Origin of the sequence: Kitasatospora sp. NPDC085464, from assembly GCF_044541955.1 — a bacterium.
Classification (GTDB): domain Bacteria; phylum Actinomycetota; class Actinomycetes; order Streptomycetales; family Streptomycetaceae; genus Kitasatospora.
On the sequence record NZ_JBITTM010000005.1, the window covers coordinates 152,798 to 173,242 of the forward strand.

Here is a 20,445-nt window from a genome sequence, read left to right on the forward strand (position 1 = left end):
GGACCCGTGCTCCGTCTGCCCCGCTTCACCGCCGCCGCCGTCCAGGCCGCCCCCGTCTACCTGGACCCGGCCGCCACCGTCGACAAGGCCGTCGCACTGATCCAGGAGGCGGCCGGCCGCGGCGCCGAACTGGTGGTGTTCCCCGAGGTCTTCGTGGCCGGCTACCCGTACTGGAACTGGACGATGACCCCGGTGCAGGGATCGCCCTGGTACGAGCGCCTGTACCGCGCCGCCGTGGACGTCCCCGGCCCGTACGTCGACACCTTGCGCGCCGCCGCCCGACAGGCCGGCGTGGTGCTGGTGATCGGAGTCAACGAGCGCGGCCGGCACAGCCTCGGCGTGCTGTACAACACCCTGCTGATCATCGACTCGGACGGCGAACTGCTCAGCGCCCACCGCAAGTTGGTGCCTACCTGGGCCGAGAAGCTGACCTGGACCCAGGGCGACGGCAGCACCCTGAAGGTGCACCGCACCGCCGTCGGCCCGCTCGGCGCGCTCGCCTGCGGCGAGAACACCAACACCCTGGCCCGCTTCACCCTGCTGGCCCAGGGCGAACTCGTCCACGCCGCGAGCTACATCGCCCTGCCGGTCGGCCCCGAGGACTACGACATGGCGGAGGCGATCGCGGTGCGCGCTGCGGCGCACTGCTTCGAGGGCAAGCTGTTCACCGTGGTCTCCTGCTCCACCATCTCGCCCGAGATCGTGGACCTGATCGCCGGCGAGGACCAGCAGATCCGCAAGCAGCTCGCCCGCCCGCGCAGCGCGCTGTCCGGGATCTTCGGCCCCGACGGGCGCGCCGTCACCGAACCGCTGGTCGACGAGGAGGGCATCGTCCACGCCGAGATCGACCTCGGCCGCTGCATCCAGCCCAAGCAGATGCACGACATCGTCGGCCACTACAACCGCTTCGACGTCTTCCGGCTGCACGTGAACGACCGACCGCTGCGGCCCCTGGTGTTCCCCGAGGAGGAGGAGTCATGACCGGTCAGGACGATCGTGCCCGCGGCAACGGCCACGAGGACGGCGACGACCTCGGCACCACCCTTGGCAATGACCTCGACAATGACCTCGGCGACGACCGGATCGGCCGGGCCCGCGTCACCGACAGCCCGGAACTCCTCGCCTACTACGAGGAGTTGGCCAAGCACGAGGCCGGTGCGCTGTGGACGGTGGCCAACGAGATCGAGCCCTGGTACCCGCAGCCGAAGTCCGTCCCGGCGCTCTGGCGCTACGCGGACCTGCGCCCACTGGTCCACAAGGCGCTCCCGTTGGTCAAGGCCGACGACGCCGGCCGCCGGGTGGTGATGCTGGTGAACCCCGGCCGCCGCGAACTGAGCGCCGCGGTGGGCCTGTTGTACACCGGGCTGCAGATCATGGGCCCCGGCGAGGCGATGACCGCGCACCGCCACCAGGCCTCCGCACTGCGCTTCGTCCACGAGGGCACCGGCGCCTGGACCATCGTGGACGGCCAGAAGCTCAAGGTCGGCCCGCGCGACTTCGCGATCACCCCCAACAACACCTGGCACGAGCACGGCAACGAGTCCGACGACGCCCCGGTGATCTGGCAGGACGGCCTGGACATCCCGCTGGTCAACACCCTCGACGCCAACTTCTACGAGGTCCACCCGGAGCTGTACCAGCGCCCCGGCCCGGTGGTGAACTCCTCGCTGCTCAGCCACGGCGGCAACCTGCTGCCGTACGGCGTCGAGAAGTGGACCCGGCCGTACTCGCCGCTGCTCGGCTGGCCCTGGGAGCCCAGCTACCACGCGCTGTGCCAACTCGCCCGCGCCGCCGAGGGATCGCCGTACGACGGCGTCATCATGGAGTACACCAACCCCGCCACCGGCGGCCCGGTGATGCCGACCATGGCCGCCCACCTGCAGCTGTTGCGCCCGGGCCAGGCCACCCGCGCCCACCGCCACACCGGCTCGGTCGTCTACACGGCCGCCAAGGGGCGCGGCGTCTCGGTGATCGCAGGGCAGCGCTTCGCGTGGCAGCAGGGGGACGTCTTCGTCGTCCCGTCCTGGGCCTGGCACGAACACGCGAACCTCGACCAGGGCGAGGACGCCTGCCTGTTCTCCTTCAACGACTTCCCGGTGATGCACTCGCTCGGCCTGTACCGCGAGGAGGCCTACCCGGAGCACGACGGGCACCAGCCCACCACGACCCCCGCCTGACCAGGAGACCCGCCACCATGCACCTGTTGACCTACCTCGCGGACGGCGACGACACCCCGCGCCTCGGCGCGCTGCTCGCCGGGGAGCGGGTCGCCGACCTCACCGCCCTCGCCGGCGCCGCCGGGGAACGACTGCCGGACGGCCTCCTCGGGTTGATCCGCGCCGGGGAGCCGGCGCTCGCCACCGCACGCCGGCTGGTCGCCGGGTCGCCGGACACCCGGCCGCTCGCCGGGGTGTCGCTGCGGGCACCGCTGCGCCCCGGCAAGATCGTCGGGGTCGGCCTCAACTACGTGGAGCACGTGGCCGAGTCCCACCGCACCCTGGACACCGACCGCGAACTGCCCGACCGCCCGGTGCTGTTCGGCAAGCCGTCGACCGCCGTCACCGGGCCCGGCCAGCCGATCCGGCACAACGCGAACCTCACCAAGCAGCTCGACTGGGAGTGCGAACTCGCCGTGGTGATCGGCGAACCCGCCTTCCAGGTCGACGAACGGGACGCCCTGCGGCACGTGTTCGGCTACAGCATCGTCAACGACGTCAGCGCCCGCGACCAACGCCGCTCCGGCCAGTGGTTCTTCTCCAAGGGCCAGGACAGCTACGCGCCCTTCGGACCGGTCGTGGTGACCGCCGACGAGATCCCCGACCCGCAGCGGCTCGACCTCTCGCTGAGGGTCAACGGCGAGCTGCGGCAGGACTCCAACACCCGCCACATGCTGTTCGGCATCGCCCGGCTGATCGCCGACATCTCCTCCGGCGTCACCCTGGAACCGGGCGACGTGATCGCCACCGGCTCCCCGTCGGGCGTCGGCGCCGGCATGGTCCCGCCGCAGTTCCTGCAGCCCGGCGACCTGGTCGAGGCGACCATCGAGCGGATCGGCACGCTCGCCAACCCCGTGATCGACGCCCGCTGAGCCCACCCGCTGCGCGGCCCGGCCCGGCCCACCGAGCCCGCGCGCCGGGCCGCCCGGTCCGCCGAGCCCGCGCCCCCGCACCGCTCCGTCGCCCGAAAGGACCCTTCCCGCGATGTCGACGTACCGGATCGGCCAGATCGTCCCGAGCTCCAACGTCACCATGGAGACCGAGGTCCCCGCCCTGCTGCGGGCTCGCGAGGCGGTCGCCCCCGAACGGTTCACCTTCCACTCCAGCCGGATGCGGATGACCAGGGTCACCCCCGAGCAACTGCGCGCCATGGACGGCGAGTCCGACCGCTGCGCCGCCGAGCTCTCGGACGCCCGGGTGGACGTGATCGGCTACGCCTGCCTGGTCGCCGTGATGGCCACCGGCCCCGGCTACCACCGCGAGGCCGAACGGCGACTGCACCGGCGCACCGTGGAGAACGGTGCGCCGGCCCCCGTGGTCACCAGCGCCGGGGCCCTGGTCACCGGGCTGCGGACGCTAGGCGCGGCGAAGGTCGCGATGGTCACCCCGTACCTGCGGCCGCTGGCCCGGACGGTGGTCGACTACCTCGCCGAGGAGGGCATCGAGGTGCTCGACCACGCCGCCCTGGAGATCGCCGACAACCTCGACGTGGCCGCCCACGACCCGGCCCGGCTGCCCGCGATCGCCCGCGGCCTCGCACACTCCGGGGCGGACGCCGTGGTGCTCTCCGCGTGCGTGCAGATGCCCTCGCTGTCCGCCGTCGAGGAGGCCGAGCAGCAGCTGGGCAAACCGGTGGTGTCGGCCGCGATCTGCACCGCCCACCAACTGCTCCGCGCCCTCGGCCTGCCCGCCTTCGCCCCGGGGGCCGGGCAGCTGCTCTCCGGCGCCTACGCGGAGGTCTGAACCGGCGGGGACCGACGCTATGATCACAACCGGTCACCGGGTCGCCACCCGGTGGCCCGGTCACCGCCGATCGCCGGGGAGGAGCGCCCACGCATGTCGGAGACCACGCCCCGGCCGAGTTCCCTGATCCACACCGTCTACGGCGAGTTCGTCCGCCGCCTCGGCGGCTGGATATCCATCGCCGACCTGATCGCGCTGATGGCCGAGCTGGACGTCGACGGCCCGGCGGTCCGCTCGGCGATGTCCCGGCTGAAGAAGGCCGGCACCCTCCACCAGGAACGCCGCGCGGGCACCGGCTACCGGCTCGCCCCCGCGATGGAGCCGGTGTTCGAGGAGGGCGACCGCCGGATCTTCCACAGCCTGGAACCGGCCGAGCTCGCCGACGGGTGGGTGGTGGCGGTCTTCTCGGTGCCCGAGTCCGAGCGCGCCCACCGCCACCAACTGCGCTCCCGGCTGAGCTGGCTCGGCTTCGGCAACGCCGCCCCCGGCGTCTGGCTGGCCCCCGCCCGGCTGCTGCCGGACGCCCGCCGCCTGCTGGAGCGCCTCGGGCTGAGCGCCTACGTCCACCTCTTCCTGTCCGCCGAGTACGCCGGCTTCGCCGATCTCCGGACGGCGGTGGCGGGTTGGTGGGACCTCCCGGCGATCGAGGCGCAGTACGCGGCGTTCACCGACGCCTGGCGCCCGGTGGCCGAGGACCTGCGCGAGCCGGGCCCGCCCCGGGCAGTGGGAGCAGACGGCCCGCCGATGACACCGGACCCGGACGGCCCGCCGCGGACAGCGGGAGCAGGCGACCGGCATGGGATCGACCCGGCCGAGGCGTTCCGCGCCTACGTCCCGATGCTCACCCAGTGGCGACGCCTGCCCTACCTCGACCCCGGGCTGCCCGCCCCACTGCTGCCCGCCGACTGGAACGCCGTCCCGGCCCGGGCGGTCTTCGCCGAGTTGCACGGACTGCTCGCCGAGCCCAGCCTGCGGTACGTCGAGAAGGTCACCGGTCTGTCCCACCCCCAGGAGCCGTCATGACCCCCCAGCCCCCCGCCGACCTGCTGATCCGGGCCGCCGCCGTGCACACCCTCGTCCCCGGCGAGCCGCCGCGGCGCGCGATCGCCGTGACCGACGGACGGATCACCGCGCTGTCCCCCGCCCCCGACGGCCTGGACGCCCTGATCGGGCCGGCCACCGAGGTCGTGGACGCCCCGGGCTCGACCGTGCTGCCCGCCTTCGACGACACCCACACCCATCTGATCCTGGCCGCCAGGAGCGTCCACGGGGTGCCCGTGCACCGGGCCCGTGACCTGGCCGGATTCCTGGACCTGATCCGCGAGCGCGCCGCCCGCACCCCTGCCGGGCAGTGGATCCACACCACGGTGAACTGGCAGGAGGTGCTGCTGGCCGAGCAACGGATGCCCACCACCGGCGAGTTGGACGGCGCCACCGCCGAGCACCCGGTGCTGGTGCGCCGCGGCGCCTACAACATGGTGCTCAACTCGGCGGCGCTGCGGCTGGCCGGGATCACCGAGGCCACCGAGGCCCCGCCCGGCGGCGTGATCGAGCGCGACGGGCAGGGGCGGCTCACCGGTCGGCTGATCAACCGGGCGATCGAGCTGGTCGAGCCGGTGCTGCCGAGCCCCACCCTCGCCGAGCGGATCGAAGGCCTGCGTGCGGCCTCCGCGGACTACGCCGCCACCGGGATCGGCACCGTCCGCGACTGCCTCGTCCCGGTCGAGGACCTCGACGTGCTGGACGCGGCCCGGGCCGAGGGCGCCCTCGCCGTCCGGATGCGGGCGCTGGTCTCCGGCTTCGCCGCCCGGACGCCCGAGCAGGTCGACGCCCTGCTGAAGCGGATGGACGCCTGGCGCGCGGACGGCCGTGACGACGACCGACTCCGGCTCTGGGGCGTCAAGTTCGGCATCGACGGCGGCTTCGAGGCGGGCGCGATGGAGGAGCCGTACCAGGGGCAGCCGTGCTACCACGGCCGACTGCTCTGGGAACCGGACGAGCTGCTCGCGGCGGTGGACCGGGTGGTCGAGCGCGGCTGGCGGGTCGGCGTGCACGCCTGGGGCGACCGCGGTCTGCGCGTTCTGCTGGACGTCTTCGAGCGGGTGCTCAAGCGCCACCCCGGCCTGGCGCCCGGCACGCTGGTGGTCGAGCACGGCGGCCTGGCCCGCCCCGACCAGCGGGCCAGGGCGATCGCGCTCGGCATTCCGGTGACCGTCCAGCACCCGCTGCTGCACGACGGCGCGCTCACCCAGCAGCGGGCCTGGGGCGAGGAGCGCACGGCCGCGCTCTTCCCGCTGCGCGAGTGGCTGGACGAGGGCGCGCTGCTCACCGGCGGCTCGGACTTCCCGGTCGGCCCGTACGGCGCGACGGTCTCGGTGTGGGGCATGACGACCCGGGGCACCACAGCCGGGATCGTCGGCCCGGAGCACGCGATCGACCGGTCCGAGGCGGTCGCGCTGCACACCGTGAACGCCGCCCGGCTGACCGGCGAGAGCGCCGTGCGCGGCAGCCTGCGACCGGGGGCGTTCGCCGACCTCACGGTGTGGCCGCTCGACCCGCTGGACTGCCCGGTGGAGGCGCTGCGCGACCTGCGGCCGACCCGTACGGTGGTCAACGGCCTTTCGGTTCATCTGTCCTGACTGTTCGTCAGGCTGAGACCAGCTCCCGCAGGTCAATGCCGCGGTGCAGCGCACGCAGGTCCTCGTGCAGCGTGGACGGCGGGACGACGAGCACGCCGCAGCGCGCCTGCTCCAGGCAGTGGCGGGCGACCGAGCGCCCGGTCATACGGCGCAGCCGGGCCCGCAGGCCGTCCTGCTCGCCGGTGCTGATCACCAGGAGGTCGCCCGGGCGGTCGGCCAGCTCGGTCAGTACCGCTCCGGCCTCGCCGCGCACGACCAGCGGGCGCACCGGCACCCCGATCGGGAGACCGCCGAAGGCCTGTTCCAGCACGGCGTCCATCCGGGCGTCGGCGAGGTCCTGCCAGGCGCGCAGCAGCGGCGGGCACGGCCGCGCGCGGTAGTTGCGCTCGCCGCCGACCGGCGTCCAGGCGAGCACCGGGACCAGCACGGCCTGCCGGATCCGGGCCTCCTCCGCCGCCCGGTGCAGGGCGGTCAGGCTGTGCAGCGAGCCGTTGACTCCGACGATGACGCGGGCGCCGTCCGACATGATCCTTCACTTTCCGATGTCAAGCCTCAACAGTGTCTGCGATTATGCTGCCATGCTTCCGGGCCAGCCTGCAAATCGAAGGCATTAACTGAATGTTGCCTTGCATCATTCGGAAGGATCGGCAAACTCCGCGGGCCCGCCGTCCTCCCGCCGGACCTCCTGGAGCAGCCCCCAGGTGAAGTCCGCCGTCCACGCCCGCAGCCGCCCGGCGGCGTCCGGAGCCTCGAAGTCCAGGCGGAACCTGGTCGGCGCACTCCCCTCCCGCGGTACGGCCGTCGGGAACGCGACTCCGACGTCCCCCACCACACAGCCCCACGGCACCAGGTCGGCCACCGTACGCAGCTCGGGCGCCGGGACGCCGGGCGCCCGCACCAGCCACTCGTTCAGCACCGGTGAGCCGATCTCCGCCGGCCCGAGCAGGACCTCGAAGCGCAGCTCCGGCCAGAGCGGCAGCGTCCACTGCCGCGCGGTGCACGCGAGGTCCCCGATCCGGCGCGGCACGCTCGCCTCCGCCGGCCCGAGCACGGCGGCGTGGCGGGCCGCGCCGCACGGGAACCGGGGCGCCCGGACCATCGCCTGCCACCGCTTGTTCGCCTCCCGCATCGAGGCCCGGTCGGCACCCAGCCGCCGCACCGCGTCCTCGACCGGGCCCGGCCGGAAGTCCGCCATCCGGCGCAGCAGGACCAGCTGGAACTCGGTCACCCCGAAGCCGTTGATCGCCATACCCGCAGGCTACGACCCGGGGCGACGGCCCGAGGCGATCGCCGGAACCACCTGTTCGAGCATTTGTTCGAATGAAGGCGTACGCTGGCCCCATGCACGGCACCGTCCCCCTCCAGCCCTCACTGTTCGACGACGCGGACCGCGAGGGCGTCCGCCTCGGCCCGCCCGACGGCCTGCGGCGGCAGGTGCTCGGCGACGGCGCCTGGCTGGACGTGCTGCCGGGCTGGCTGCACGGGGCGGACGAGTTGTTCGAACAGCTGGCCGCCACCGTGCCCTGGCGGGCCGAGCGCCGCGAGATGTACGAGCGGATGGTGGACGTCCCCCGCCTGCTGGCCTCGTACCCGGCGGACGCCGAGCCGCCGCACCCGGTGCTCGGACAGGCCCGGGCAGCGCTGAGCCGGCACTACGCCGAAGAACTGGGCGAGCCGTTCCGCACCCTCGGGCTCTGCTACTACCGGGACGGCCGGGACAGCGTGGCCTGGCACGGCGACCGGATCGGGCGCGGCGCCCGCGAGGACACCATGGTGGCGATCCTGTCCGTCGGCGAGCCGCGCGTCCTGGCACTGCGGCCCCGGTACGGCGGCTCGACGGTCGTCCGGCGCCCGCTCGGCCACGGCGACCTGGTGGTGATGGGCGGCTCCTGCCAGCGCACCTGGGAGCACGCGATCCCCAAGACCGCCCGCCCGGTGGGCCCGCGGATCAGCATTCAGTTCCGGCCGCACGGCGTCGCCTGAGCCCCCGGTCGACCCGGCCCACCGTCCGTCCGCCCGCGACGCGGGCGCCGTCCGCCTCCGGTTGCCGCGCACCTGCCCGGCGCGGACGCTGACCAGTGGGACCGGTGGCACCAGGAGGGCGGCATGCCGAAGGCGGGCAGGTACCGCGAGGGCGTCCCGTGCTGGGTCGTCCTGACGACCCCGGACGCCGCGAGCGCGCAGCGCTTCTACGGCGCGCTGTTCGACTGGGAGTTCGTCCCGACCGGCCCCGCCGAGTCGGTCGCCACCCGGTACGGTGCCCAGGTCGCGGCCGTCGGACAGGCCCCTGACCGGGCCCGGAACGCCGCCTGGACCACCCACCTCGCCTGCGCCGACCTGCACCGCACCACCGCGCTCGTCCGCGCCGCCGACGGCCGGATCGTCCGCGAGCCGTACGAGGTGCCCGACCAGGGCCGGGCCGCACTCGCCGTCGACCCGCTCGGCGCCGCCTTCGGCCTCTGGCGGGCGGGCACCATCGAGGGCGCCGGCCTGGTGGACGAGCCCGGCGCCCTCGCCTGGAACGAGCACCTCTCCCCCGACCCCGACACCGCACGCGCCTTCTACCGCCGCGTCTTCGGCTACACCTACGACCGGCCGACGGCGGGCCACACCCTCGCCCGGGCCGCCGGCCACCCGGCCTGCAGCATCGGCCCGTCCGCCGCCGACGCGGACCCGACCGACCCGACCGGCCTGACCGGCCTGACCGGCCCGACCGGCTCGACCGCCACCGGGGCACGCTGGCTGGCCCACTTCGGCACCGCCGACACCGACCGCGCGGCCGACCGGCTGCGCGACCTCGGCGGAACCGTCCTCACCGGGCCCGAGCCGACGCCGTACGGCCGCGCCGCGCTGGTCCGGGACGACGCCGACGCGGTGTTCGTCCTGGTCTCCGTCCCTTCCCACGAGTCCGCGGAGGCGGCCTGAGATGACCGGTGACCAGCTCGACCCCGAGCACCGCTTCGCCGCCCTGGTCCGGGAGACGGCCGGCCTCCCCGGTGTCACCACGCCGGGTCCGGGCCGCCGCTTCGGCTCCGACGCCCTGAAGGCGGACGGTCACATCTTCGCGATGCTGTCCGCCGGCCGCCTGGTCCTCAAGCTGCCGCGGGCCCGGGTGGACGAGCTGGTCGCGGCGGGCGAGGGCACGAACTTCGACGCGGGCAAGGGCCGCCCGATGCGCGAGTGGCTCGCCCTCGACCCGGCCTCCCCGCTGTCCTGGTCCCGACTCGCCCACGAGGCGTACGCGTTCGTCCACCGGGAGGGCTGAGCCCGCCGCCCGCCGGCGGCCCCTCACCGCGCGGATCAGTCCTTCACCGCCCCCGCCAGCCCCGACACCAGCCTCCGCTGCACCGCGACGAAGAAGACCAGCACCGGCACGGTCATCAGCGTGGACGCCGCCATGATGCCGCCCCAGTCGTTCTCGTCCGGCTTGAAGAAGACCAGCAGCGCCGACGGCAGCGTCTGGTTCCGCGTGGCGCTGATGATGAACGTCTTGGCGAAGACGAAGTCGTTCCACGCCGTGATGAAGGAGAACACGCTGGTCGCGGCGAGGCCCGGGGCCACCAGCGGCAGCAGGATCCGCCACAGGATGCGGGCGCGGCCGGCGCCGTCGATCTGCGCGGCCTCCTCGATCGAGACCGGGACGGCGGCGACGAACCCGCGCATCATCCAGATCCCGAACGGCAGGGAGAACGCCAACTGCACCAGGACCAGCGAGGCCAGGGTGTTCAGCCCGATGCCTGGGACGAACCGCCCGGCGTCCCGGAACATGAAGAACAGTGGGATGGTCAGCGCCTCGACCGGAATCATCTGGGCGATCAGGAACATCACCATGACGGTGGTGCGGAACCTGAACCTGAAGCGGGTCACGGCCACCGCAGCCAGGAACACCACGACCGCCGAGAGCACCACCACCGACAGCGCCACCACCAGGCTGTTCGCGAAGTACCGGCCGAAGCCGTCCACGCCGAGCACCTGGCGGAAGCTCTGCAGCGTGGGGTGGGCGGTCCACGGCCTCGGGTCCAGCGACTGCACCTCGCCCTCGGGCTTGAAGGCCGAAAGCACCATCCAGAAGATCGGGAAGCCGGTGACGACGGCCAGCAGGACCGCGGCCGCGTCAGCGCCGAGCCGCCACCGACTGCGGGCGTTACGAAGGGAGTTCACAGCTCGTTCCCCGTCCGTCGCAGGCTGCGGATGTAGAGGACAGTCGGGATCACCAGGATCAGCAGCATGATCACGCCGATCGCCGCGCCCAGCCCGTACTGCGAGGAGGCGAACGCCTTCTGGTACGCGTACACGTTGAGCACCAGGTTCTGGCCGGCGATCCCGCCGCCCTCCGTCATGACGTAGATCTGGGTGAAGACCTTGAAGTCCCAGATCACCGACTGGATCACCACGATCGTCAGGATCGGCCGCAGCATCGGCACGGTGACCCGGCGGAAGGTGGTCCAGGTGTTGGCGCCGTCCAGCGCGGCCGCCTCCAGGACCTCCTCCGGGATGGCGCGGATGCCCGCGTAGAGGGTGACCATCACGAACGGGAAGGAGTGCCACACCACCACGGCGCCGACGACCAGGAACGCCGTCCACTTGTCGTAGAACCAGTTGAACTCGTGGAAGCCCGAGAGCCCGATCCGTTCCAGGGTGTGGTTGACCAGGCCCAGGTTGGTGTCGAACAGGAAGCTCCACACCGTCGAGCCGGTCATCGCCGGCGCCGCCCAGGCGGCCATCGCCGCGGTGGTCAGCACCAACCGCGGCCACCGGCCGACCTTGGTGAGCAGCACCGCGAGAGCGGCGCCGACGGCCAGGGTCGCGAGCACGCAGAACGCGGCGAAGCCGACCGTCTGCAGCAGCACCGACCAGAACTGGTCGTCCTCCAGGATCTTCGTGTAGTTGCCGAGGCCGACGAAGGAGGTCGGTGCGCCGCCGGACGCCTGGGGCTGCCCGAAGTCCAGGACGGACAGCAGCCCGAGCTGGTAGATCGGGTAGCCGACCAGCGGGATCAGGATGACCGCGGCCGGCAGGAGCAGCAGCAACGGGGGCCTGCGGCGCCGGCCACCCGGGGGTGCGGCCGACGCTCTGCTCCCACGCCGCCGCTGCGGGGAGGGCGGCACCGGCGGCGCGGTCGTGGTGGATGCGGACACGTGCGGACCTGCTCTCTGTGACGAACCGGTAGGGGGACCGTCAAGGCGCGGCTGCCGGCGGGCGGCTGTCAGTGCGCGGGTGCCATGGCTCGGCTGTCGGCGCGGCTGTCAGTGCGCGGCGAAGGCCGAGTCGATCTGCGCCGCGGCGTCGGCGGACGCCCTGGCCACGTCCGCCTTGCCGGTGACGACCTGCTGGAGCAGCGTCGGGATCACCGACTGGGCGTCGATCTGGGCCCACGCCCGGTCCAGCGGCACGAACCTGGTGCCGGCCGCGATGGTGTCGGTGAACGGCTTCAGGAACGCGTCCTTGGCCGCGACCCTGCCGCTGACGGACGTCAGCGTCGGCAGGTTGCCCATCGCGTCGTACATCTGCTCCTGGTAGGCCGGACTCGCCAGCAGTTCGGCGAACTCGACGGCGAGCGTGCGGTGCCTGGCCGCCCTCATGACGCCCAGGTTGTTGCCGCCGGCGAAGGCGGGGGCGATGGAGCCGGCCTTCTCGCCGGGCAGCGGCACCACGCCGTACCTCCCCTTGGCCGCGCCCGCGTCCACCTTGCCGCGGTTGGAGTTGAGCAGGATCGCCATCGCCGACTTCCCGGCCGCGAACAGGTCGACGGTCTTGCCGCCGGTCAGGTCCGCGCACTGCTGCGCGGGGCAGCCGTCGGCGCCGAACAGGTCGGTGTAGCGCTTGATCCCGGCCTGCGAGGCGGGCGAGCCGATGGCCGCCTTGAAGGCGGTGCCGTCCTTGGCGGCGATGTCGCCGCCCGCGTCCCAGACGAAGGGCAGCGCGCCGAAGGTGTACTTGCCGCCGACCGCGATGCCGAAGGTGTCCGGGTGCGCGGCGTGGATCTTCCGGGCGGCGGCGACCAGTTCGGCGTACGAGGTCGGCGGGGTGAGCCCGGCCTCGGTGAACAGGTCGGTGCGGTAGTACAGCGCCCGGACGCCGACCCACCACGGCAGGCCGTAGGTCCTGCCGTCCACCACGGCGGTCCTGGCGATGGCCGGGTCGAGGTCGCCCCGGTCCTTCCAGCGGTCCAGCTCGGCGCCGATCTCGGCGAGCCCGCCGGCGGCGACGTAGCCGGGCAGGTCGGTGTTGCCGAACTCGACCAGGTCGGGGGCGCTGCCGGGGTCGTTGAAGGCGCCCTTCATCTTGGCGGCGCGGGCCGAGGCGTCGGTGTCGATGTAGCTGACGTTCACGGTGACGCCCTGGTGGGAGGACTGGAACTCGCCGACCGCCTTGGCGATCACGGCCTCCTTGGCCGCGTTGCCCGCCTCGTTGTACAGCCAGACCTGCAGCGTGCCCGTCCGGTCGTCGCCGGCCCGGTCGCCCGCCGACGAGGCGGTGCCCGGCGCGCAGGCGGTGGCGGCCAGGCAACCGGCGGCGAGCACGGCGGCCACTGCGGTCCGTCCGGTGAGTCGCATGGTGGAGACCTCCCCTCCCGACAGCTGCCGCCGGGACGCGCGCCGCCGCGGGCCGCTGACCGCGGGACGGGCACGTCGAAGCAGGCCCTGACCGGGGCCGATGGTGGGTGAAGTGGTGGGGGTGGGGCAGGCCGCAGCGCTCGGGTGGGGCGACGTCGCCTGCTCGATGGCAGGGACGTTAGGCGCGGGCGATCGGCGCCAACAAGAGGGGGTCGGCGAAAGTTTTGCACTGCACAACGTTGTGTCGAGGATGCGGCGTTCCGACCGCGAACGGGTACGTTCTGACCACCGCCACGGCCGGCGCCGCCGACGGCCGCGGGGCAACGACGCCAACGACGCCAACGACGCCGCCGACGACGGAAGGCGGAGGAGCGGCGGAAGAACCCGTAGGGAACACACCCGGGAACACACCAGCAGGGAAACGACCCATGACGGAGACGGCACCCAGGAAGCCGGCGACCGAACGCAACCAGTCCTCCTCGCTGCGCCGCGCGCTCGCCGTCCTCGGCCACGTCCGCGACCACGGCGACGGGCGCGGCGTGCCGCTGGCCCAACTCGCCGAAGCCCTCGGCCTCAACAAGAGCACCGTCCTGCGACTGGCCGGTCCGCTGCTGGACGAGCACCTGCTCGACCGCGACCGCGAGACCGGCTGGTTCCGGCTCGGCCACGGCTCCCTGCGGCTCGGCCAGGCCTACCTGACCACCCTCGACCTGCGCAGCGTCGCCGCCGAACACCTGCGCCGGCTCCAGCGCGAGGCCGGCGAGACCGTCCACCTGACGGTCTGGCAGGCCCCCGGGATCGTCTACCTGGACAAGGTCGAGGACGAGACCAACGTCCGGATGGCCTCCCGGGTCGGCAGCCGGGCCCCGGCCTACTGCACCGCCACCGGAAAGGCGATCCTCGCCTGGCTGCCGGAGGAGGCCGTCACCGAGGTGGTCACGGCCGGCCTGCGCCCGGTGACCGCCTGGACCATCTCGGACGAGAGCCGGCTGCGCGCCGACCTCGCCCGGATCCGCGCCCGCGGCTACTCCATCGACGACCGGGAGAACGAGCCCGAGGTGCGGTGCGTCGCCGCGCCGATCTTCGACCACACCGGGGAGGTGACGGCGGCGCTCTCCGTCTCCGGGCTCACCTCCCGGATGACGGCCGCCCGGGTGCGGGCGCTCGGGCCGGCCGTGGCGCAGGTCGGCCTGCGGATCTCGCGCGAGCTGGGCTCCGACCGGCAGCCGTCGTGAACGCGTCCACGCGTGCGTTCCCGTGTTCGTTCCCGCGTGTGTTCCGGAGCGCGTTCCCGGGTACGTCCCCGCGCGTGTTCCCGCGTGTTCCCGCGTGTTCCCGCGTGTTCCCGCATGTTCCCGCGCGTTCCCGCGCGTTCCCGCGTGCCCTCCGGCGCTCCGTCAGTCCGAAGGCAGCAGCGCCCGCTGGTCCACCGGCGACGACAGGATCACCGAGGTGGTCGTCCGGCCGAGCACCGAGATCGCCTCGATCAGCTCCTCCAGGTGGGCGGTGTCCCGGGCGGCGACCTTGAACACCCAGCAGTCCTCGCCGATCACGTGGTGCACCTCCAGCACCTCCGGCCGGTTCAGCAGGTCCTGACTGCGCAGGTACTTCACCGTCATCCGGGCGTGCGGCGAGACCCGCACGAAGGCGCGGATGCCGTAGCCCAGCCGCTCCGGCGCGACCAGGGCCGCGTAGCCGGTGATCGTGCCGCTCGCCTCCAGCCGGCGCACCCGCTCGCCGACCGCGGCCGGGCTGAGGTTGACCCGCCGGCCCAGCTCGCTGAGCGTGATCCGCCCGTCGGACTGGAGCAGCTCCAGCAGCCCCAGGTCGACCGCGTCCAGACCCCCGCCGACGCCGCTCCGGGAGCCCACCGACGAATCGTCGGCCGAACCCCGGGACTGCCGTCGGTCTTTCGGTCGCAGCGCCTGAACTCCCATGATCACCCCTTCATCGAACCGCGCCGCACCATAACACTTGTGGGCATGGAAAACGTGCTCGTCATCGGGGGAAACCGCTACTTCGGACGGCAGTTGGTCACCCGGCTGCGCGACTCCGGAGTCCGGGTCAGCGTGCTCAACCGGGGCTCGACACCGCCGCCTCCCGGTGTCACCCGGCTCGTCGCCGACCGCACGGACGAGGCGGCGCTGACCAGCGCACTCGCCGGGCAGGACTTCGACACGGTGATCGACCAGGTCTGCTACACCCCGCAACAGGCCGAACTCGCCGTCCGCGCCTTCGCCGGACGGACCGGCCGCTACCTGATGACCTCCACGATCGAGGTCTACGACACCGGCGAGCCCCGCCCGGCGGACCGCCCGCTCGCCGAGTCCGCCGTCGACCCGGCCGAGTGGCCGATCCGACTCGAACTCCCTTGGACGGAAGCCGAGTTCGTCGAGTCCTCGTACGGCGAGGGCAAGCGCCAGGCGGAGGCCGTGTTCACCTGCGGCGCGCCCTTCCCGTTCGTCACCGTCCGGCTCGGGCACGTCCTCGGCACCGCCGACTTCACCGGGAGGCTGGCCCACTACACCGAACGGATCGAGGCCGGCCTGCCCGTACTGGTGCACTCGGAGAACCTGCCCTCCTCCTACACCCACGAGGACGAGGCCGCCGCCTTCCTCGCCTGGGCGGCGGGCGAACGGTTCACCGGCCCCGTCAACCTCGCCTCGGACGGCGAACTGACCGCCACCGACCTCTGCGACCTGCTCGCCGCCGGCCGCCCGTACCGCACCGCCGCACCCGAACCCGGGCAGCAGGCCTCGCCGTTCTCCTTCGACCGCTACTACGGCATGGACAACTCCCGGGCCCGCCGGCTCGGCCACCCCCTCTCGCACACCCGCGACTGGCTGCCCGGCCTGATCGCCGCCACCCGTGGACAGGAGCTCCCCGCATGACCACCACCACGACGACCCGCCTCCTCGGCACCGTCCGGACCAGTGCCATCGGCCTCGGCGCGATGCCGCTCTCCGTCGAGAACCGCCCCGACGAGGCCCGCGCCATCGCCACCGTCCACGCCGCGCTGGACGCCGGCGTCACCCTCATCGACACCGCCGACTCGTACCACTGGCACGCCGACGAGTACGGCCACAACGAGGAACTGATCGCCCGGGCCCTCGCCGCCTACGGCCCGGACGCCGACCGGGTCCTGGTCGCCACCAAGGGCGGCCGCGGCCGCCCCGGCGACGGCACCTGGACCGTCAACGGCGACCCGGCCCACCTCAAGCGCGCCTGCGAGGGCTCACTGCGCCGCCTCGGCGTCGAGGCGATCGACCTCTACCAGCAGCACCACCCGGACCGGAACGTCCCGTACGCCGACTCGCTCGGCGCCGTCCGGGAGCTCTACGAGGAGGGCAAGATCCGCGCGGCCGGCATCTCCAACGTCGACGTGGCGCAGGTCCGGCTCGCCCGGGAGATCCTCGGCGACGCCCTGGTCTCCGTCCAGAACGAGTACTCCCCCGCCGTCCGCAAGCACCAGCCCGTGCTGGACCTGTGCACCGAACTGGGCCTGGCCTTCCTCCCCTGGAGCCCCCTCGGCGGCATCGGCCGCTCCGCCGAACTCGGCGGGGCCGGCCGGGAATTCGCCGCGGTCGCCGCCGACCGCGGAGTCAGCCCGCAACGCGTCGCCCTCGCCTGGCTGCTGGCCACCTCCCCGGTCACCATCCCGATACCCGGCGCCAGCCGCCCCGAGACGATCCGCGACTCGGCCACCGCAGGGGAGTTGGTACTCAGCAACGAGGAACTGGCCCGCCTGGAAAACGCGGATGGGGCCCGGCACCTCTGAAAGGCACCGAACCCCATCCGAATGCAGAGCGCCAGGCCCGGGTCGCACGGACTCTTCCTACTGAAAGTAGGACGTGCTCTGGTAGCACCACTGACGCCTGACGAGGAATCATCTCCCTCGCGACAGGAGGAACATTAGCACCCCAACGAGCGAATACGGAATCCCGGGAAACACCCACCCGTAAACCCCACCTCCGGGAAACACGAATGGGGCCCGGTACCCCTGAAAGGCACCGAACCCCATCCGAATGTAGAGCGCCAGGCCCGGGTCGCACGGACTCTTCCTACTGAAAGTAGGACGTGCTCTGGTAGCACCACTGACGCCTGACGAGGAATCATCTCCCTCGCGACAGGAAGTACAGTACCAGCTCAGTGATCAGTCACCGAATCGGAGGCGAACCCTTCATGGACAGCGCACCATTCGAGGTCGTTCCGTACGCGGACGGGCGGTTGTCGGACGTGCACCGGCCGACCACGGGTGCCGCCGGGCCGGCTCCCGTCGTCCTGCTCTGGCACGGCAGCGGCCCGAACTAGCGGGATGTGCTGCGCCCGTTGGCCCGGGAGGCCGCCGCCCGCGGGCTGCTGGTGCTCGTCCCGGACTGGAGTTGCCGGCAGGCGGACGGCGGCGCCGCCGAGCTCCGCGCCTCCCTCGCCCATGCCCGCCGGACCGCGGCCGCCTTCGGCGGGGATCCGGCGCGCCTCGTGCTGGCCGGCTGGTCGCTCGGCGGCCGGGAGGCGATCGCGGTCGCCACCCACCCGGACACCCCGGCCGAACTCCGCCCCAGCGCCGCCGTCGGCATCGCCTCGCAGTACACCGACCCGGCCGTCACCACCGGCGACGCTCCGCTCGACCACCTGGCCTCGGGCCCCTCGCCGGTCCCGATCTGGCTGGTGCACGGCACGGCGGACGAGATCGTGGACGTCGAGCACACCCGCAAGCTGGCCGCTGCCGTCCCGACCGCCGCGCTGCTCGAACTCCCCACCGACCACGCCGGCGTGGTGATGACCGTCTACAGCCCCGAGGCCCGACGCTGCCTCCCCGCCACTGACGCCGACACCCTGGAGGCCGGCCGCCGCACCGCCGCCGTCCTCGCCGAGGCTGCCGGTCTGTCGTGACACGGGGGGCTGTCGTGGCCGGACGGGACGATCGGCTGGTCCGCCGCCACCGCGAGGTGGGCGACGGCGGGTACGGCACGGACGGCTGCCCGCTCCGGCCGTTGCGGCGGATCGCGGGTCACCGGCTGTGATCCACCGGCCGTGATCCACCCGCCGTCACCCGCCGGTCAGTTCCGCGCCGCCGACGCCCACCGACGGTACCCGTGCTCCAGCGTCCGCAGGTCCCGGAGCAACGGAGGGTGCGGGACCGCCAGCACCGGGCAGGTCGCGTGCCGGACGCAGTAGGCGGTGACCGAGGGGTGCACCAGCCGGGCGAGGCGGCCGCGTTCGCGCCCGGCGCCGAGGACGAGCAGGTCGCCGGGGCGGTCGGCGCACCGCACCAGGGTGTGGCCGGTGTCACCCCGGACGGCCTGGCAGCGGAGTCGGACACCCGCGTACCCGCCGGCGAAGGCCTCGTCGAGGGCCTGCCGCAGCCGGGCCACGGCGTCGTCGCGACCGGCGGTGATGACCGGCGGGCAAGGGGTGCGGCGGTAGCCGAGTTCGTCGCCCGGCGGGGTCCAGCAGAGCACCGCGAGCACCTCGGAGTCCGTGCGCCGGGCCTCGGCGACGGCGTGGTGGAGGGCGGCGAGGCTGCCGAGCGAGCCGCTGAGGCCGACCACGATCCGGCCCTCGTCCGCACCGCCGGCCTCGCCGGCCACGCCCGCCGTGCCCGCCATGTTGTCGACGCCGTCCGCGCTGTCCGCCATGCCCCGCCCCTGCCTCTCCTGCCGCACCCTCACCGCGGCCGAACCGGTCGAAGCGGCCCGACCGGCGGACCATCCGCGTGCGAGCGCTCCGTCGCACCTCAGCAAAACGCCCCGCGACCGCGCGACCGCCGCCCGTTGACGAGGCCCTGACGCGGAGCTTGCCGTTCCGTACGCGTCCCTGATGCCGAGGAACCCCGCATCCCTGGAAGCCGCGCCGAAGAACCCCGTGCCGAGGGAACCGCGCCCGGAGGCCGCCCGCTCAGGCCTGCGGGGGCTCCGCCTCCCAGAGGTCCGCGAACATCCGGTCGAGGTGTTCCTCGCCGATCGGCGGGACCGGCAGCGGGTGGGTGGCCTGGGTGCGGAAGCCGTCGAGGAGGAGGGCGAGGTAGCGGCGCCAGAGGTCGGGGCGCAGCTCGGTGGTGGCGGGCAGGGCGCGGCAGAGCGGGCCCAGCAGGAACAGCAGGTCCATGGTGCCCACGTCGCGGCGCATGGTGCCCTGTTCCTGGGCGCGGGCGATGAGGCCGCCGACGGTGGTGGCGTGCTGCCGACTGATCTCGATCATGCCGGGGATGACCGGAATGGCCTGGGTGACCAGGTCGTTGATGCCCTGGTCGGCGGCGACGAGTGCGAAGATCCGCTCGAAGTACCGTTCGAGGCCGGTCCAGGCGTCCTCGGCGGAGAGCGCTTCCTCCCCGGCGGCGGCCAGGCCGGCGCCGACGTCCGCGAACACCTCGCCGATCAGTTCCTCGCGGGTCGGGAAGTGCCGGTAGAGGGTGGCGTTGCCGACGCCGGCCTCCTTGGCGATCTGGTCCAGCGGCACGTCCAGGCCGTGCCGGGAGAACATGTCGCGGGCGGCGGCGAGCAACAGGTCGCGGTTGCGCTGCGCGTCTCGCCGGAGCCGTCCCGGAGGGTTCGCGCTGCTCGGTGCCATGCACCCGACCCTAGCAAGCGCGTGGTCGGGGGACGGCGTGCCGTCCGGCGGCTCCGCCCCGTTCGGCAGCAAGTTCGCCGTGCTGCGGCCGGGCACGCTGCGGGTCGGGGACGAGCTGGTGGTGGAGGCCTGGGGGCCGTCGGAGCTCTGACCGGGGCTGCGCCCGCGACGGCCGGGCACCTCCGGGGTGCGCCAGGGCACGGCGGGCACGGCGGTGATCCGGCGGGTCATGAGGGGTACGGCGGTGATCCGGCAGCGGCGCCGCGGCGGCACCACGGTGACCCCGGCGGGGAAGTGCGCCGGGGCCACCGCCGTACCGGGAGGGTCAGCAGCTCTGGTCGACCAGGTAGAACGTGGCGTAGTGGTCGCCGGTGTAGTAGTCCTCCTGGTAGTTCTGGCCGGTCACGATCCGGCGGGCGCCGCGGGTCGGCGAGCCCGGGGTGACGACGGTGTACTCGTGGTAGTACCCGTAGTACTCGCCGGGCAGGACGTGCTCTCTGTTCTGGAAGACCACGCCGTCCTGGGAGTAGGGGAACGGCCCGTCGGAGGCGATCAGGTCGAGGGTGTCGGCGGCCTCGGACGGGAGTGCGGAGAGGCACACCGAACCACTGACGGCGTGCGCGTCGGTGGCGACGGCGACCGGCGCGAGGGTCATCAGGGCGACGGCGGTGACGGCGGCAGCGCGGGACTTCCACGCGCGTAGAGTGCGAGTCATGCCCC

The 20,445-nt window shown here is 73.3% G+C and carries 24 protein-coding genes; 15 read left to right on the top strand and 9 right to left on the bottom strand.

The genetic code is table 11. The annotated features are described in order from the left end of the window. The first annotated feature begins 6 nt into the window (after positions 1-6). From ACIGG8_RS06420 to ACIGG8_RS06445, 6 genes are all read left to right on the top strand, one after another. Positions 7-981, top strand: a complete 975-nt coding sequence (locus tag ACIGG8_RS06420; RefSeq protein WP_396546106.1) for a carbon-nitrogen hydrolase family protein — start codon at positions 7-9, stop codon at positions 979-981. Continuing rightward, entirely contained in the window at positions 978-2,177 is a 1,200-nt protein-coding gene (locus tag ACIGG8_RS06425; protein WP_396546107.1) for a cupin domain-containing protein, read from the top strand. Before ACIGG8_RS06420 ends, ACIGG8_RS06425 begins: the two co-directional genes overlap by 4 nt. 17 nt (positions 2,178-2,194) lie before the next feature. Continuing rightward, positions 2,195-3,088, top strand: coding sequence for a fumarylacetoacetate hydrolase family protein (locus ACIGG8_RS06430; RefSeq protein ID WP_350524741.1), 894 nt, complete (start codon positions 2,195-2,197; stop codon positions 3,086-3,088). Between the two features lie 112 nt (positions 3,089-3,200). Next, the gene (locus ACIGG8_RS06435; RefSeq protein ID WP_396546108.1) at positions 3,201-3,959 is read left to right on the top strand and encodes an Asp/Glu racemase; all 759 of its coding nucleotides are present in this window, start codon (positions 3,201-3,203) and stop codon (positions 3,957-3,959) included. A 93-nt stretch (positions 3,960-4,052) separates the two neighbouring features. Continuing rightward, positions 4,053-4,982: a PaaX family transcriptional regulator C-terminal domain-containing protein gene (locus ACIGG8_RS06440; protein ID WP_396546109.1), complete on the top strand. Its 930-nt coding sequence runs from the start codon at positions 4,053-4,055 to the stop codon at positions 4,980-4,982. Beyond that, a complete protein-coding gene (locus tag ACIGG8_RS06445; RefSeq protein WP_396546110.1) occupies positions 4,979-6,598 on the top strand; it encodes an amidohydrolase in 1,620 nt (539 codons plus the stop codon). The genes ACIGG8_RS06440 and ACIGG8_RS06445 overlap by 4 nt, the downstream gene beginning before the upstream one ends. Before the next feature lie 7 nt (positions 6,599-6,605). Here ACIGG8_RS06445 and ACIGG8_RS06450 read toward each other — a convergent pair whose 3' ends face one another. Then, a complete protein-coding gene (locus ACIGG8_RS06450) occupies positions 6,606-7,124 on the bottom strand; it encodes a universal stress protein (protein WP_396546111.1) in 519 nt (172 codons plus the stop codon). Positions 7,125-7,229: 105 nt separating this feature from the next. After that, positions 7,230-7,847: a hypothetical protein gene (locus ACIGG8_RS06455; RefSeq protein WP_396546112.1), complete on the bottom strand. Its 618-nt coding sequence runs from the start codon at positions 7,845-7,847 to the stop codon at positions 7,230-7,232. Positions 7,848-7,939: 92 nt separating this feature from the next. Here ACIGG8_RS06455 and ACIGG8_RS06460 point away from each other — a divergent pair, with 92 nt between their 5' ends. The 3 genes from ACIGG8_RS06460 to ACIGG8_RS06470 all read left to right on the top strand — a co-directional run bounded on the left by ACIGG8_RS06460 (position 7,940) and on the right by ACIGG8_RS06470 (position 9,863). Then, on the top strand, positions 7,940-8,581 hold the full coding sequence (locus tag ACIGG8_RS06460) for an alpha-ketoglutarate-dependent dioxygenase AlkB (RefSeq protein WP_396546113.1): 642 nt from the start codon (positions 7,940-7,942) through the stop codon (positions 8,579-8,581). Between the two features lie 123 nt (positions 8,582-8,704). After that, a complete protein-coding gene (locus ACIGG8_RS06465; protein WP_396546114.1) occupies positions 8,705-9,523 on the top strand; it encodes a VOC family protein in 819 nt (272 codons plus the stop codon). Position 9,524: 1 nt separating this feature from the next. Further along, entirely contained in the window at positions 9,525-9,863 is a 339-nt protein-coding gene (locus ACIGG8_RS06470; protein ID WP_396546115.1) for a hypothetical protein, read from the top strand. A 35-nt stretch (positions 9,864-9,898) separates the two neighbouring features. Here ACIGG8_RS06470 and ACIGG8_RS06475 read toward each other — a convergent pair whose 3' ends face one another. The 3 genes from ACIGG8_RS06475 to ACIGG8_RS06485 all read right to left on the bottom strand — a co-directional run bounded on the left by ACIGG8_RS06475 (position 9,899) and on the right by ACIGG8_RS06485 (position 13,155). Beyond that, the gene (locus ACIGG8_RS06475; RefSeq protein ID WP_396546116.1) at positions 9,899-10,759 is read right to left on the bottom strand and encodes a carbohydrate ABC transporter permease; all 861 of its coding nucleotides are present in this window, start codon (positions 10,757-10,759) and stop codon (positions 9,899-9,901) included. After that, complete coding sequence (locus tag ACIGG8_RS06480; RefSeq protein ID WP_396546117.1) at positions 10,756-11,736, bottom strand: carbohydrate ABC transporter permease; 981 nt, start codon at positions 11,734-11,736, stop codon at positions 10,756-10,758. The genes ACIGG8_RS06475 and ACIGG8_RS06480 overlap by 4 nt, the downstream gene beginning before the upstream one ends. A 108-nt stretch (positions 11,737-11,844) precedes the next feature. Next, positions 11,845-13,155: an extracellular solute-binding protein gene (locus tag ACIGG8_RS06485; protein ID WP_396546118.1), complete on the bottom strand. Its 1,311-nt coding sequence runs from the start codon at positions 13,153-13,155 to the stop codon at positions 11,845-11,847. Between the two features lie 428 nt (positions 13,156-13,583). On the opposite strand from ACIGG8_RS06485, the gene ACIGG8_RS06490 reads away from it, so the two are divergent. After that, the gene (locus ACIGG8_RS06490) at positions 13,584-14,390 is read left to right on the top strand and encodes an IclR family transcriptional regulator (protein WP_396546119.1); all 807 of its coding nucleotides are present in this window, start codon (positions 13,584-13,586) and stop codon (positions 14,388-14,390) included. A 162-nt stretch (positions 14,391-14,552) separates the two neighbouring features. On the opposite strand, the gene ACIGG8_RS06495 is transcribed toward ACIGG8_RS06490, so the two are convergent. Further along, positions 14,553-15,092, bottom strand: coding sequence for an Lrp/AsnC family transcriptional regulator (locus tag ACIGG8_RS06495; protein ID WP_396546120.1), 540 nt, complete (start codon positions 15,090-15,092; stop codon positions 14,553-14,555). 45 nt (positions 15,093-15,137) lie between these two features. On the opposite strand from ACIGG8_RS06495, the gene ACIGG8_RS06500 reads away from it, so the two are divergent. The 4 genes from ACIGG8_RS06500 to ACIGG8_RS06515 all read left to right on the top strand — a co-directional run bounded on the left by ACIGG8_RS06500 (position 15,138) and on the right by ACIGG8_RS06515 (position 18,048). Then, positions 15,138-16,046, top strand: a complete 909-nt coding sequence (locus ACIGG8_RS06500; RefSeq protein ID WP_396546121.1) for an NAD-dependent epimerase/dehydratase family protein — start codon at positions 15,138-15,140, stop codon at positions 16,044-16,046. After that, the gene (locus ACIGG8_RS06505) at positions 16,043-16,933 is read left to right on the top strand and encodes an aldo/keto reductase (protein ID WP_396546122.1); all 891 of its coding nucleotides are present in this window, start codon (positions 16,043-16,045) and stop codon (positions 16,931-16,933) included. Before ACIGG8_RS06500 ends, ACIGG8_RS06505 begins: the two co-directional genes overlap by 4 nt. A 404-nt stretch (positions 16,934-17,337) precedes the next feature. Next, positions 17,338-17,466, top strand: a complete 129-nt coding sequence (locus tag ACIGG8_RS06510; RefSeq protein WP_396546123.1) for a hypothetical protein — start codon at positions 17,338-17,340, stop codon at positions 17,464-17,466. Between the two features lie 6 nt (positions 17,467-17,472). After that, positions 17,473-18,048 carry an alpha/beta hydrolase gene (locus ACIGG8_RS06515; RefSeq protein ID WP_396546124.1) on the top strand — a complete coding sequence of 192 codons (576 nt, stop codon included), beginning with the start codon at positions 17,473-17,475 and terminating at the stop codon, positions 18,046-18,048. A 167-nt stretch (positions 18,049-18,215) separates the two neighbouring features. Here ACIGG8_RS06515 and ACIGG8_RS06520 read toward each other — a convergent pair whose 3' ends face one another. After that, positions 18,216-18,794 carry a universal stress protein gene (locus ACIGG8_RS06520; protein WP_396546125.1) on the bottom strand — a complete coding sequence of 193 codons (579 nt, stop codon included), beginning with the start codon at positions 18,792-18,794 and terminating at the stop codon, positions 18,216-18,218. Between the two features lie 259 nt (positions 18,795-19,053). Further along, positions 19,054-19,725, bottom strand: coding sequence for a TetR/AcrR family transcriptional regulator (locus ACIGG8_RS06525; RefSeq protein ID WP_396546126.1), 672 nt, complete (start codon positions 19,723-19,725; stop codon positions 19,054-19,056). Between ACIGG8_RS06525 and ACIGG8_RS06530 the strand changes: the two genes are divergently transcribed. After that, complete coding sequence (locus tag ACIGG8_RS06530) at positions 19,724-19,876, top strand: hypothetical protein (RefSeq protein WP_396546127.1); 153 nt, start codon at positions 19,724-19,726, stop codon at positions 19,874-19,876. The two genes, ACIGG8_RS06525 and ACIGG8_RS06530, sit on opposite strands and share 2 nt — an antisense overlap. Before the next feature lie 174 nt (positions 19,877-20,050). Here ACIGG8_RS06530 and ACIGG8_RS06535 read toward each other — a convergent pair whose 3' ends face one another. Beyond that, positions 20,051-20,440, bottom strand: coding sequence for a ribonuclease domain-containing protein (locus tag ACIGG8_RS06535; protein ID WP_396546128.1), 390 nt, complete (start codon positions 20,438-20,440; stop codon positions 20,051-20,053). Positions 20,441-20,445 lie beyond the last annotated feature (5 nt).